Raw genomic sequence first — 12,892 nt, 5'->3', positions numbered from 1 at the left:
CCGCCGCCCACGTTTCCTCGGAGGTTTCTGCCCGATGGCCCAGTCGGTGGGTATCAAGGACGTCGCCCGCGTCGCCGGAGTCTCCGTCGGCACGGTCTCCAACGTGATCAACCGCCCGGACACGGTCGCCGTCGAGACCCGGGCACGGGTGCTGTCCGCCATAGACCGGCTGGGCTACGTCCGCAGCGAGTCGGCGCGGCAACTGCGTGCGGGCCGCAGCCGGATCATGGGCCTGCTCGTCCTCGACATGGGCAACCCCTTCTTCGTCGACGTGGCACGCGGCGCCGAGCGCGCCGCGCGTGCGGCCGGACTCGGCGTGATGGTCTGCAACAGCGACCAGAACGCGAGCGAGGAGGCCGAGTACCTCTCCCTGTTCGCCGAGCAGCGGGTGCGGGGCGTGCTGCTCACCCCGGCCGACGCCACCGGCCGCACCATCGAGGCCTTCCGCCGGCACGGCATCCCCTTCGTGCTGGTCGACCGGGTCGCCGAGGGCACCACCGAGTGCTCCGTCTCCGTGGACGACGTGGCGGGCGGCGCGCTGGCCGTGCGCCACCTCGTCGACGCGGGACACCGGTCCCTCGCCTACGTCAGCGGGCCGCCCGGCCTGAACCAGGTCCGGGACCGGCGCACCGGTGCCCTGAACGCCCTCGCCGAGGCCGGACTAGGCCCGGAGCGACTGCGCGAGCTGCCCACCGACCGCCTCGACGTCGCCGCCGGACGGGACGCGGGCGCCAGGCTGCTCGGCCTCGCCGACCGCCCCACCGCCGTGTTCTGCGCCAACGACCTGCTCGCCCTCGGCGTGCTCCAGGCCATGTACGCGGCCGGCGTCGGCGTCCCGGACGACCTGGCGATCGTGGGCTACGACGACATCGAGTTCGCCGCCGCCGCGGCCGTCCCCCTCACCTCGGTACGGCAGCCCGCCGTCACCATGGGCGCCCTGGCGGCGGAGCTGCTGCTGGAGGAGACGGAGGCCGGGACCGCAGCCGCGCCCCACGAGCACCGGAGGGTCGTCCTGCGCCCGGAACTCGTGGTCCGGCGTTCCAGCCTGTCGGCGCGTTGACCGATGCACGGAAAGGCGCGGAAAGAACTGCCTGATCCCGGGCTCGAAGGCCGGGCGGACATATGTTGGACTGGGTCGCGAACCGACCATTCGTTCGTCCCGGGAGTCCCGTTGACCGTCAGCTACCGCCAGCCCGGCGTCGTCCTCACCGACCGCCGCTTCACCGTGCCCCTCGATCACGACGCCCCCTCCGGGGAGACGATCGAGCTGTACGCGCGTGAGGCCGTCGCCGCGGACAAGGCGGGCCAGGACCTGCCGTGGCTGATCTACCTCCAGGGCGGCCCCGGCTTCGGGGCGAACCGTTTCATCGGGCAGCAGGCATGGCTCGGCCGGGCCCTGAAGGACTACCGCGTCCTGCTGCTCGACCAGCGCGGCACCGGCCGCTCCACCCCCGCCAACCGGCAGACGCTCCCGCTGCGCGGCGGACCCGCCGAGCAGGCCGACTACCTGGCCCGTTTCCGCGCCGACTCGATCGTCCGCGACTGCGAGGCGATCCGCCCCCAGGTCACCGGCGGCGCCCCCTGGACCGTCCTCGGCCAGAGCTTCGGCGGCTTCTGCACGGTCGCCTACCTGTCCACCGCTCCCGAGGGCCTCGCCACCGCCGTGATCACCGGCGGCCTGCCCTCTCTGGACGCCCGTCCCGAGGACGTCTACCGGGCCGCCTACCCGCGCATCGAGCGCAAGGTCGCCGCCCATTACGCCCGCTACCCGCAGGACGTCGAGCGCGCCCGCCGGATCGCCGACCACCTCCTCACCCACGAGGTCGTCCTCCCGAACGGCTACCGGCTCACCGTCGAGGCGTTCCAGTCCCTCGGCATCCTCCTCGGCAGCGGCGACGGCAGCCACCGACTGCACTACCTCCTGGAGGACGCCTTCGTCCGCACCCCGGCGGGCCCCGCGCTCTCCGACGCGTTCCAGGAGCAGGTGCAGGGACTGCTGTCGTACGCGGGGCACCCGCTGTACGCGCTCGTCCACGAGTCGATCTACGGTCAGGACGGCCGGGCCACCGCCTGGTCGGCCGATCGGGTGCGGGCCGAGTTCCCGCAGTTCGACGCGGCGAAGGCGCTCGCGGGCGACGGACCGCTGCTGTTCACCGGCGAGACCGTCCACCCCTGGATGTTCGACTGCGACCCCGCGCTGCGCCCGCTGCGCGAGACCGCCGAACTGCTCGCCGCCCGCACCGGCTGGACGCCGCTGTACGACCCGGCCCGCCTCGCCGCCAACGAGGTCCCGGTCGCGGCGGCCGTCTACCACGACGACATGTACGTCGACACGAACCACTCCCTGCGCACCGCGCGGGCGATCCGCGGCCTGCGCACCTGGGTCACCGACGAGTTCGAGCACGACGGCGTACGCGCGGGCGGCCCCCGCGTGCTGGACCGGCTCCTGGCACTGGCCCGGGGCGAGGTGTGAGCGCGGGGTGAGACGCGCCCCCGGTGCTCCCGCGTGGGCCCCGGGGGCGATGTCGGTGGTACGGGTTAGTCTGCGGACATGACCGAGGTGACGTTCGCTCAACTCGAGCCCATGCCCGACGACTGGCAGCGCGCGCTGGCGGTGGTCGCCCACCCCGACGATCTCGAGTACGGCTGCGCCGCCGCGATCGCGACCTGGACCGACGCCGGCCGTGAGGTCGCCTATGTGCTGGCGACCCGCGGCGAGGCGGGCATCGAGACCCTGGAGCCCGCCGAGGCCGGCCCGATCCGCGAGCGGGAGCAGAGGGCGGGCGCGGCCGTGGTCGGCGTGTCGACCGTGGAGTTCCTGGACCACCGGGACGGCGTCATCGAGTACGGCACCGCCCTGCGCCGGGACATCGCCGCCGCCATTCGCCGCCACCGCCCCGAACTGGTGATCACCCTGAACCACCGGGAGACCTGGGGCGAGACGTTCTGGAACACCCCGGACCACGTGGCGGTCGGCCGCGCGGTGCTCGACGCGGCCGGAGACGCCGGCAACCGGTGGATCTTCCCGGAACTGACCGAGCAGGGCCTCGAACCCTGGAACGGGGTCCGCTGGGTCGCCGTGGCAGGCTCCAGCATGCCCACCCACGCCGTGGACGCGGCCGCCGGCCGGGAGCGGGCGGTGCGCTCCCTGCTCGAACACCGCACCTACCTCGAGGCGTTGACCGACGAGGATCCCGAGGCGTATGTACGCGGCTTCCTGACGGGGGACGCCCGGGAGTCGGGCAAGCGGTTCGGGGGCCGGCCGGCGGTCACCTTCGAACTGTTCCCCCGGTGACGGGCGGCGCCATGGACGACGGAAACGCAGGGGGAGAAAAGGACGAGAAGGACGCGAAGGACGCCGAGAAGGGCGGGTTCGCCCCGGACGCGCTGGCCGGGCGCTTCGAGGTGCACCGCGGACACCTCAAGGCGGTCGCCTACCGGATGCTCGGCTCGCAGACCGAGGCGGACGACGCGGTCCAGGAGACCTGGCTGAGGCTGAGCCGGACGGAGGACGCCGCCGCCATCGGCAACCTCGGCGGCTGGCTGACCACCGTGACCGGCCGGATCTGCCTGGACCTGCTGCGGTCGCGCACCGCCCGCCGCGAGCAGCCCATCGACGAGACCTTCGTCCCGGACCCGGTGGTCAGGCCCGTCGCACCGACCGACCCGGAACAGGAGGCGCTGCGGGCCGACTCCGTCGGTGTGGCCCTGCTGGTGGTGCTCGAGTACCTGGAACCCGACGAACGCCTCGCGTTCGTGCTGCACGACATGTTCGCCGTGCCCTTCGACGACATCGCCCCGGTGGTGGAGCGCAGTCCGGCCGCCACCCGGCAGCTCGCCAGCCGCGCCCGCCGCCGGGTGCGGGACGCCGCCCCGTCGTCCGAGCCCGACCTCGGTCGGCAGAAGCAGGTCCTCGACGCCTTCATGGCGGCGGCACGCGGCGGTGACTTCGAGGCGCTCGTCGCCGTCCTGCACCCGGAGGTGACCCTCAGGGCGGACGCGGGCACCCTGGTCCGTGGCGCCGCGGGGTCGAAGGCCCTCCGAGGCGCGCGGACGGTGGCCGAGTCGGCGCTGATGTTCGCCCGGCACACCGCGGCGGCGCGTCAGGTCATGGTCAACGACTCACTGGGCCTGATCAGCGTCGTCGACGGCATACCCCGGTCGGTCATGGCCGTCACCATCACCGACGGCCGTATCACCGGCATGTACATCCTGGCCGACCCGGAGCGGCTCGACCGACTGGAGGTGCCCGGTCTCGGAGGGTGACCGCCGCACCGGCGCCGGTCTCTCGTTCCGTATGCTGAACGGCATGCCAGAGGAGAAGACCGGCCCGCCGGGACTGCGCGGCGACTGCGGGGAGTGTTTCGGGCTGTGCTGTGTCGCCCTGCCGTTCACCGCGTCCGCCGACTTCGCGGTGGACAAGCAGGCCGGCGAGCCCTGCCGGAACCTGCGGGCGGACCACCGCTGCGGCATCCACGCGCGGCTGCGGCAGGAGGGATTCAGCGGCTGCACGGTCTACGACTGCTTCGGCGCCGGTCAGAAGGTCTCGCAGGTCACCTTCGGTGGACAGGACTGGCGCACCGGGCCGCCGGAGCGGGCCCGCCGCATGTTCGACGTGTTCCCGGTCGTCCGGCAGCTGCACGAGCTGCTCTGGTACCTGACCGAGGCGCTCACCCTGCCCGCGGCGCGTCCGGTCCACGCCGAGCTGCGCCGGGCGCTGGAGAAGACCGAGCGGCTCACCCGCGGGGCCCCTGACGAACTGGGCGCGCTGGACGTGGGCGCCCACCGGCAGGACGTCAACGTGCTGCTGCTGAGGGCGAGCGAACTGGCGCGGGCCGGGGCGCGCGGGCGCAGGAAGGACCGCCGGGGCGCGGATCTGATGGGTGCCCGTCTCAAGGGGGCCGATCTGCGCGGGATCAGTCTGCGGGGCGCCTACCTCATCGCCGCCGACCTCACCGGCGCCGATCTGCGGGACGCGGACCTGATCGGCGCCGACCTGCGCGACACCGACCTCACGGACGCCGATCTGACCGGGGCGTTCTTCCTCACCCAGCCCCAGCTGAACGCGGCCCGGGGGAGCGCCGGCACCAGACTGCCCGGGTCACTCACCCGTCCCGCGCACTGGACGGCGGTGCGCTGACGGCGCGCCGGCGGAGCCGGGCGTCCCTGCCGCGTTCGACGCCCCGGACGGCGGCGCCGTCCGCCGCTCCGGGCGCAGCCGCAGTCCCTCCGGCATCAGCGTGAGCCGCTCGGTCACGCGCAGCCGGTAGTCCGGATCGGGCCGCAGTTCGTAGCGGCGCAGCAGCAGTCCGAGCACCAGCGTCGCCTCGTGCAGCGCGAACTGCCGCCCGATGCAGGCCCGCGCCCCCGTGCCGAACGGCTTGAAGGTGTGCGGGGGCCGGGACCGTACGGCCGGTGCGTCGAACCGGTCCGGGTCGAACCGCTCGGCGTCGGGTCCCCACACCCCGGGGTCCCGGTGCAGCATCGGGGTCAGCACCAGCGTCCAGGCTCCTTGCCGCATCGGGTGCTCCCCGGCCAGCACCGTGTCCGCGCGGGCCTCCCGGGCGAAGGCGGGCGCGGTGGGCCACAGCCGCAGCGACTCGTCGAGCACCCGGCGGACGTACCGCAGCCTGGCCACCTGCTCGTAGCCCGGCGCGGCCGCGGAGCCCCAGACACGGTCCACCTCGGCGCGGGCACGGGCCGCGACGTCGGGGTGCCGGGAGAGATGGTGCAGGGCGAAGGAGAGCGCGCCCGAGGTGGTCTCGTGACCGGCGATCAGGAAGGTGATGACCTGACGGCGGACGTTCTCGGGCGACAGCCGCTCGCCGGACTCAGGGTGCGCGGTGTCCAGCATCCGGTCGAGCAGATCGCCCTCCCCGCCGCCGGCGGCGCGCCTGGCCCGTACCACGTCGTCGACGATGCGGTTGAGGTGGACGATGTCGGCGGCGTTGCGCCGGCTCGCGCTCCGCAGCAGTAGCGGGGCCAGCGGCGTGGGCACGGAGTTCTGCCGCTGCGCGTAGGCGAGCGTGCCGACCATCGCGGTGACGAAGGGGTGTGGACGGGACCGTTCGAACGAGCCGAAGTCGTGCCCGAACCCGGTGCGCGCGATCGTCTCCAGCGTCAGCCTGGTCATGTCGCCGGGCACGTCCACGGTCCGGCCCGCACCGGCCGCGCGGTCCCAGTGGTCGGTCAGCCGCTCCGCCACGGCCAGCATCATCGTGTGATAGCGCGCCATGGCCTCGCGGTTGAACCCGGGGGCGAGTACGTCATGGGCGAGTTGCCAGTTGGGTTCGTGGTTGTACGCGGTGAACAGGCCGTCGCCCGCGACCGGCCGCAGATTGGCCACGCCCAGTCCCACGTGCTTGGCGAAGCGCGCCTCGTCGGCCAGATCGGCCACCAGGTCCGCGCCCCACACGAACACGAACTCCTTGCCGAAGGCGTTCCGCCGGAAGACCGGTCCCAGTCGGCGGGCGTGGCGCATCGAGTCCTGCAGAGGAGTGCGCCGGTTCGAGCCGAGGACGTCCCCGAGGAGGGGGACCCGGTGGGGAGGACGGGGGATGCGGTGCAGTTCGGGCCAGCCCCGCTCGGCGCTGCGAAACCCCTTCGGCAGTCCGGTCGGTGTCGTCGTTTCCGCCATGCGGTCTCCTTCGATCCGGCGAACGCCTGCGACGCGGCGTGGCGTGGTGCGTCGCGTCGTCCGAGGGACGGCGCGGTGCGGCGCGCCGGGAGGTGCGGGAAGCGCGAGACGTGTTGTACGCGGGTTCAATAGGACGTCCCAGTCTGGTCCGGCGGTTGAACCGGCGTCAAGTAAGGTGCGGGGATGGCCGCGAACGAGGGCGAGGGCGGGCGCACGCGCCGCCGGCTCAGCACCGAGGAGCGTCGCGAGCAGCTTCTGTCGGTCGGGGCGCGGCTGTTCTCGGAGAGTCCGTACGACGACGTATGGATCGAGCAGGTGGCCGAGATAGCCGGGGTCTCGCGCGGGCTGCTGTACCACTACTTCCCCACCAAGCGGGACTTCTTCGCGGCGGTCGTCGAGCGCGAGAGCGAGCGGATGCTGCGCATGACGGCGGCGGTGCCCGGCGCCCCGGTGCGCGGGCAGCTCGCCTCGGGACTCGACACATACCTGGAGTACGTCCAGGAGCACGCGCACGGCTACCGCGCCTTCCACCGTGCCGACGCGGCGGGGGACCAGGCGGTACGCCGGGTCTACCGGCGCGCTCTGGCCGCGCAGGAGCGGCAGATCCTTCAGGCGCTGGCGGGGGACCCCGAGTTCGGTCCGCTGCTGAGAGGGCGGCCGGACACGCGCCTGGCCGTGTGCGGCTGGCTGGCCTTCACCACGGCGGTGTGCCTGGAGTGGCTGCGCGGTTCCGAGTTGAGCCGCGAGGAGGTGCGCGATCTGTGTGCCCGCGCGCTGCTCGGTGTCCTCACGTCCTGAGAAGGTGCTGAAAGGTCTCGCACAGGTCACGCCGCCCGGTTGGCGTGCGCCTTGATCTTCGCTAGGTTAGGAAAGGCTTACCTAATGGGAGGTTCGAGGATGGGTGACGACAGGCACGTCTGGACGGCCGAGCCCGGCGCGGCGGAACGGGCCCGCTCCGTGCTCGCCGCCGCATGGTCCTGCGCGGTGACCGCGGAGGGCTTCCGGGAGGAGTTCGTCGGTGCGCACGGGGTGAGCGACGACGGCCGCGTCCTGCTGGAGGTGCCCGAGGAGAGCGCACTGCTCACCGCCGCGATCTGCGCGCCCCGCGGCGAACCGTCCGCCGTGCTGGAGTTCGCCGACCTCGCACCCGTCCCGGTACGGAAGAGGATCCGTGCCAGGCTGTGGCTCGCGGGCTGGTTCACCGCCGAGGACGGCCGGCTCGCCTTCCGGGCCACGCGTGTGGTGCTGCGGCAGGCGTCCGGAGCCGTCGTCGTCGACCCGGACGAGTTCGCCGCGGCACGCCCCGACCCGCTCGCCACCGCCGAGGCCCGGCTGCTGACCCACCTCGCCGACTGCCACGGCGACGCGGTCGAACGGCTCACCCGTCTGGTCGACCCGGGCAGTCTGCACGGCGCGGTCCGCGTGCAGCCACTCGCCGTCGACCGGCACGGACTCACGCTGCGCATCGAACGCGTCCGCACCGGCGGCGACGTACGGCTGCCGTTCCACCGGCCCGCCGACGACCTCGGCCAGCTCACCGAGCGCATGCGGGTACTCCTTGCCCAGGCGAGCGCGGTGTCCTGCCCCCGCCCGCTGCAACGACGGCGTGCCGACGGGGACGGCTGAGGAGGGCCCCCGGCCCGGCGCCTACCAGTCGCCGTCCTCGACCGGCTCGCCCTGCGCGTCCCCGAGCGGTTTCACCTGGTGCGGCGACGGGGGCTGCCAGGGCTCGTGGTCGTCCCCGAGCCAGTCGCCGACCGGTTTCACCGACCGGAGCGTGTCGGTCGGCTCGAGGTCCCGCGCGTCCTGGTCGTAGTAGTCGAACCAGGGCAGCCCCGCCCGGGTGTAGGCGGCCCGGTCCACCGGGGACGGCGGCGGTGCCTCACCCGTGATGCTCCGCCACTGAGGAGGCGTCACCAGGTGGACGAACACCCGGCCGGCGGGCCGCTCGGACCAGTCCGACAGCGGCCGGTCGTCCTGGTAGACCTCCTGCCGCATCGAACCGCCGACGCCGAGCCCCATGGCCGCGGCGGCCCGGGGTGCGCCGCCGGACGCCGCGGGGGCCGCGCCCGGCGCGGGCGGCGCCGCCATCGCCGGCGCGGCACCGAAGCCGGCGGTGTGGGCCGAGAACCGCGCCCGCTCCGCCCGCAGGCGCTCCCGCTCCCGCTCCTCCTCGCGCCACCGGGCCAGCGCCTCCGGGTTCAGCGGGAAGGACTGCAACTGGACACCGCCCCACACCTCCTCGCCGGTGACCTGGCCCTCGACGGTCGCGCCCAGACCCAGCGGCACGGCCACGAACTGGCGGACCGTGCCCTTTCCGGAGTTGATGCCGTCCAGCCAGGGCTGCCGGGGCAGCACCAGGTAGTTCTGCGGGTCGCGAGCCGGCCGGTCGCTCCACGGGCGGCCGGAGACCGCGCACACCTTGCCGACCCCCACCTGCAGCGCGGCCGGCTCCTTGGTGCCCGCGAAGCTCAGCCACATGGCCTCCCGCAGATACACCGGGAGCATCACACCTCCGCGCGCCCGCCAGGCTTCCGGCACCGACTCCGCGTAGTCCGCGACCCGCCGTACCGGGAACTCGCCCAGGCCCGGCGGCAGGGCGTGTGTTCCGGTCTCCGGCAGCCGCAGCGTACGGATGAACCGCACCGCCGTACCGCCAGGCAGCCGCAAGGTGTTCCCGTCGATCCGCACGGTGGTGTCGGTCATCCGCGCGCCCCCTTCGTCTCCGTGGCCGACGGCACGCACACCGTCGGCCGGTCCCGTCACGGAGAACGCCCGGCGGTACCCCGCTGGTTCCGGCGCAGCCGGTTCGGCACGCGCAGCCGCTCCCGCATCCGGGTGAGCCGCGGCAGGCGTTCACGCTGCTCGCGTGCGTGCCGGTCCAGCTCCTCCAGCAGCCGTTTCGAACGGTGCTCGATGTCCATCTCGTCGAGGATGCGGTTGACCTCGGTCAGCAGCGCGCCGTGCAACTGCCACTGACGGGCGTCCCGCCGCACCTCCTCCAGCAGCAGTCGGGCCAGCCGGTCGCGGGTCGTGGCGGCCTGTCGCAGTCCCGCGATGAGCCGCTCCTCCGCGGACTCCGCGCTCTCGCTGACACTCGAGGTGACCAGCACCGAGAAGCTGACCACCGCGTCGGAGATCTCTGCCAGCAGCTGTTCGACAACGGTACCTGTCTCCGGCGGGAACAGGGGGTCCGGCTCGCGTTCCTTCGCGAGGTCGGTGAAGGTGCGCGCCAGTACCCGCAGGACGACCGTGCAGATCTCCAGGGTGTCCAGGCCGGTGCGCAGCACGACCCGGTGCAGCAGACCCTCCCGCACCCGCGGGTTCAGCCGCAGGCTGTCCTCGGCCTGCCGGAGGTCCGCGTCCACCTCGGAGATGTCGTGATCGAGCTGGCGGGCCTCGTGCAGCCGGGCCGCCGCGCGGTGGTGGGGGGTGTGCTCGGAGGCCTGCTCGCCCAGGCGCAGCATCAGCTGCCGCACCCGCCGGGCCAGCGACTCGAGCGACTCACCGGCCTCCTCCACCCACACCGGAGGGGCCAGGAAGAGGTTGAAGGCGAGCCCGACGACGGCGCCGATCAGCGTCTCCACGATCCGCGCCCACGCGGTGTCCCCGTGGTGGGTCACCCCGAGCACCAGCATCGCGCTGATCGCCACCTCGGGTACGAACTCGTCCACGCGTACGAAGTGGCCGACGATCAGTGCCGCCAGGATGAGCAGGCCCAGACTCCACCAGCTCAGCCCCACCAGCAGACTGAAGAGGATGGCGACCACCACCCCGGTCACCACGGCGTTCACCCGGCGCACGCCGGTGGTGAGCGTGGAGAACAGGGTGACCTGGACCACGAGCAGAGCCGTCAGGGGAGCGGTGAGCGGGGCGGCTTCCGGGCTCAGCCGCAGCGCGATGACGTAGGCGATCGTCGCCGCCGCCGCCGAACGCAGCGTCTGCACGGCCACGGGATCGCGCCGCTGCTTGACGAACTGCCTGGCCGGCGACACCCACTCACGAACCACTCGCATCCTCCGACGGTTCCCCTTCCCCGGACGCATCGAACGTGTTCAGGGAGGACCGCAGTCGGCAGGGTGATGAACCGGGCGTTCGCCGGCCGATGCCGACCGATGCCGCGACCGGCTGTCACACCTTGTCGAGGAAGGCGTGGAGGTTGCCCAGCGTGCGGGCGATCTGCTCCTCCAGGGTGAGGGTCTCCTCGAAGCGGGGGCCCGTCTCCGGGACCTTCTTGCCGCGCAGGTAGAGGGAGCAGGCGAGGTCGGTGCACATGTAGGCGCCGACCGAGTTGCCCTCGCGCCCGGCCGTGCCCGCCCTGCGCGCGGTCATCAGGGAGACGCCTCCGCGCGGATGGGTCGTCAGGCACAGCGAGCACATGCTGCGGTGCAGGAACCCGCGCCGGGCGGGCTGGAAGCGCAGCGCCACCCCCACCAGGCGGCCCTGGTCCGCACGCTCGGTGACGAGGTAGCCGCGGTCGGGCGCACCCGGGTCCCGCCAGCCCAGGAAGTCCAGCTCGTCCCAGGTCCGCTCCCCGAGATCGTGGGGTACGAACAGGCGCTTGGCCTCACCCTTCGAACAGTTGACAAAGGAACCGCGGATGTCTTGTTCGGTGAGTGATCTCATGGGGCTCTCCCAGCCTGGCCTTTCTGAACCTGGAGGCTCTGGTTTCCGGCCCAGGGTAAGGATCCCGAAGGAGCGCGAGCCAGTGCTTTTCCCCGAGAAGGCCTCGTCGCGGGCCCGCGCGGGGCGGAGTGCGCGGGCTGTGGCGCGGTGACGGGGGCCGGCAGCGTTAGTTCACAACATTAAATAAGGATGGGGGGAAGTCGCGCCATCCGGTCCCCGACGGTATGTTGCAGGTCGGGCAGGGTTTCGGGAGGAGCCACATGGCGGGGCGGAACGGGCGCACGGTACGCGACCTCAGACGGGCCAACCGTACGGCTGTGCTGCAGCGGCTCTACTTCGACGGCCCGCTCAGCCGCTTCGAGCTCGGGCCGGCGACCGGGCTCAGTTCCGGCTCGGTGAGCAATGTCGTCGCCGACCTGATCGGCGACGGCCTGGTCGAGGAGGCAGGCAGCGTCGGCTCCGACGGCGGCCGCCCCCGCACCCTGCTGCGGGTGGCACCGGTCAGCGGCCACATGATCGGCGTCGATGTCGGCGAGACCCGGGTGCGGGTCGAACTGTTCGACCTGACCCTCACCGAACTCGCCCGGGCCGAGCGCCCGCTGGAGCAGCAGCGCTACGAGGTCGAGGTCATCGTCGACCACATCCGCGCCGGGATCGCCGAGGTGCTCGCCACCGCCGGCCTCGACCCCGAGCGGCTCCTCGGTGTCGGCATCGGCGTCCCCGGCATCGTCGAGCACACTCCCGACCGGGGCGCCGTCGTGCACGGGCAGACCATCGGCTGGGACGCCATCGAGCTGGAGTCCCTGCTGCGCGGCGGTTCGCCCCTGCCCGAGGGCGTCCGCTACTTCATCGACAACGGGGCCAAGACCCTCGGGCAGGCCGAGATGTGGTTCGGGGCCGGACGCGGAGCCCGCAACGCCCTCGTCGTCCTCTTCGGCTCCGGCGTCGGCGCCTGCCTCGTCACGCCCGAGGTGGAGCACGGCCGCGCGGTCGAGTGGGGGCACCTGACCGTACGGGTGCGGGGACGCCGTTGCCGCTGCGGCGCGCTCGGCTGCCTGGAGGCCTACGCGGGCGCCGAGTCGCTGCTCGCCCGGTGGCGGGAGGAGGGCGGCCGGGACTCCGGCGGAACCGACGAGGAGACGGCGCTGACCTCGATGCTCGCCGCCGCCTATCCCGCCGACGGCACCGCCGCCGACCCGGTCGCCCTCGCGGTGCTGGAGGAGACCGCCGAGTACCTGGGTGCCGGCCTCTCCGACCTGATCAACCTCTTCCAGCCGGAGCGCATCCTGATGGGCGGCTGGGCCGGCCTTCAGCTCGGCTCCCGCTTCCTGCCCGCCGTGCGCAGGCACGCCCTGTCGTACGCGCTGCGCCACCCCGCCGAGAACGTGACGATCGAGCTGGGCAGCCTCGGCCCCGACGCCGTCACCGTCGGCGCCGCGATCCTGCCGCTCGCCGACTTCTTCACCCGCGGCGGACGGCGCCCCGACCCGGCCCCGCAGTCCCCGCCGCCCGCCTGGCGCAGAGCGCTGCAGGAACGGACGCCGCGCTGAGGTTTCGCAGCTCACAGCGCAGGTACCCGCGCGGCAGCCGGATCGACGGAGGCGTACGGACGCCCGTACACACCGGCCG

12 protein-coding genes are annotated in these 12,892 nt (G+C 73.2%); 8 read left to right on the top strand and 4 right to left on the bottom strand.

What is annotated here, in order from left to right:
• Nucleotides 1–34 precede the first annotated feature (34 nt).
• From DIZ27_RS13885 to DIZ27_RS13865, 5 genes are all read left to right on the top strand, one after another.
• A complete protein-coding gene (locus tag DIZ27_RS13885) occupies nucleotides 35–1,060 on the top strand; it encodes a LacI family DNA-binding transcriptional regulator (protein ID WP_109378682.1) in 1,026 nt (341 codons plus the stop codon).
• A 111-nt stretch (nucleotides 1,061–1,171) separates the two neighbouring features.
• Nucleotides 1,172–2,473 (top strand): alpha/beta fold hydrolase, encoded by a 1,302-nt coding sequence (locus DIZ27_RS13880; RefSeq protein WP_109378681.1) that lies wholly within the window; start codon nucleotides 1,172–1,174, stop codon nucleotides 2,471–2,473.
• 78 nt (nucleotides 2,474–2,551) lie between these two features.
• Nucleotides 2,552–3,295, top strand: coding sequence for a PIG-L deacetylase family protein (locus tag DIZ27_RS13875; RefSeq protein WP_109378680.1), 744 nt, complete (start codon nucleotides 2,552–2,554; stop codon nucleotides 3,293–3,295).
• 11 nt (nucleotides 3,296–3,306) lie between these two features.
• The gene (locus DIZ27_RS13870) at nucleotides 3,307–4,266 is read left to right on the top strand and encodes a sigma-70 family RNA polymerase sigma factor (protein WP_109378767.1); all 960 of its coding nucleotides are present in this window, start codon (nucleotides 3,307–3,309) and stop codon (nucleotides 4,264–4,266) included.
• A 43-nt stretch (nucleotides 4,267–4,309) separates the two neighbouring features.
• Complete coding sequence (locus DIZ27_RS13865; protein WP_109378766.1) at nucleotides 4,310–5,140, top strand: pentapeptide repeat-containing protein; 831 nt, start codon at nucleotides 4,310–4,312, stop codon at nucleotides 5,138–5,140.
• Here the strand turns inward: DIZ27_RS13865 and DIZ27_RS13860 are convergent.
• Nucleotides 5,102–6,637 (bottom strand): cytochrome P450, encoded by a 1,536-nt coding sequence (locus DIZ27_RS13860; protein ID WP_109378679.1) that lies wholly within the window; start codon nucleotides 6,635–6,637, stop codon nucleotides 5,102–5,104. The two genes, DIZ27_RS13865 and DIZ27_RS13860, sit on opposite strands and share 39 nt — an antisense overlap.
• 183 nt (nucleotides 6,638–6,820) lie before the next feature.
• Between DIZ27_RS13860 and DIZ27_RS13855 the strand changes: the two genes are divergently transcribed.
• Nucleotides 6,821–7,435, top strand: coding sequence for a TetR/AcrR family transcriptional regulator (locus tag DIZ27_RS13855; protein WP_109378678.1), 615 nt, complete (start codon nucleotides 6,821–6,823; stop codon nucleotides 7,433–7,435).
• A gap of 99 nt (nucleotides 7,436–7,534) precedes the next feature.
• Nucleotides 7,535–8,263, top strand: coding sequence for a DUF2470 domain-containing protein (locus DIZ27_RS13850; RefSeq protein ID WP_109378677.1), 729 nt, complete (start codon nucleotides 7,535–7,537; stop codon nucleotides 8,261–8,263).
• A 21-nt stretch (nucleotides 8,264–8,284) separates the two neighbouring features.
• Here the strand turns inward: DIZ27_RS13850 and DIZ27_RS13845 are convergent, their stop codons facing one another.
• The 3 genes from DIZ27_RS13845 to DIZ27_RS13835 form a co-directional block, all read right to left on the bottom strand.
• Nucleotides 8,285–9,343, bottom strand: a complete 1,059-nt coding sequence (locus DIZ27_RS13845) for a hypothetical protein (RefSeq protein ID WP_109378765.1) — start codon at nucleotides 9,341–9,343, stop codon at nucleotides 8,285–8,287.
• 56 nt (nucleotides 9,344–9,399) lie between these two features.
• Nucleotides 9,400–10,653, bottom strand: a complete 1,254-nt coding sequence (locus DIZ27_RS13840) for an aromatic acid exporter family protein (protein ID WP_109378676.1) — start codon at nucleotides 10,651–10,653, stop codon at nucleotides 9,400–9,402.
• 115 nt (nucleotides 10,654–10,768) lie between these two features.
• Nucleotides 10,769–11,263 (bottom strand): FBP domain-containing protein, encoded by a 495-nt coding sequence (locus DIZ27_RS13835; protein ID WP_109378675.1) that lies wholly within the window; start codon nucleotides 11,261–11,263, stop codon nucleotides 10,769–10,771.
• Between the two features lie 260 nt (nucleotides 11,264–11,523).
• On the opposite strand from DIZ27_RS13835, the gene DIZ27_RS13830 reads away from it, so the two are divergent.
• The gene (locus DIZ27_RS13830) at nucleotides 11,524–12,813 is read left to right on the top strand and encodes an ROK family protein (RefSeq protein ID WP_109378674.1); all 1,290 of its coding nucleotides are present in this window, start codon (nucleotides 11,524–11,526) and stop codon (nucleotides 12,811–12,813) included.
• Nucleotides 12,814–12,892 lie beyond the last annotated feature (79 nt).

It is taken from the genome of Streptomyces sp. NWU339 (assembly GCF_003143855.1).
Taxonomy (GTDB): Bacteria; Actinomycetota; Actinomycetes; order Streptomycetales; family Streptomycetaceae; genus Streptomyces.
This window is presented reverse-complemented; position numbering and strand designations above follow the sequence as displayed.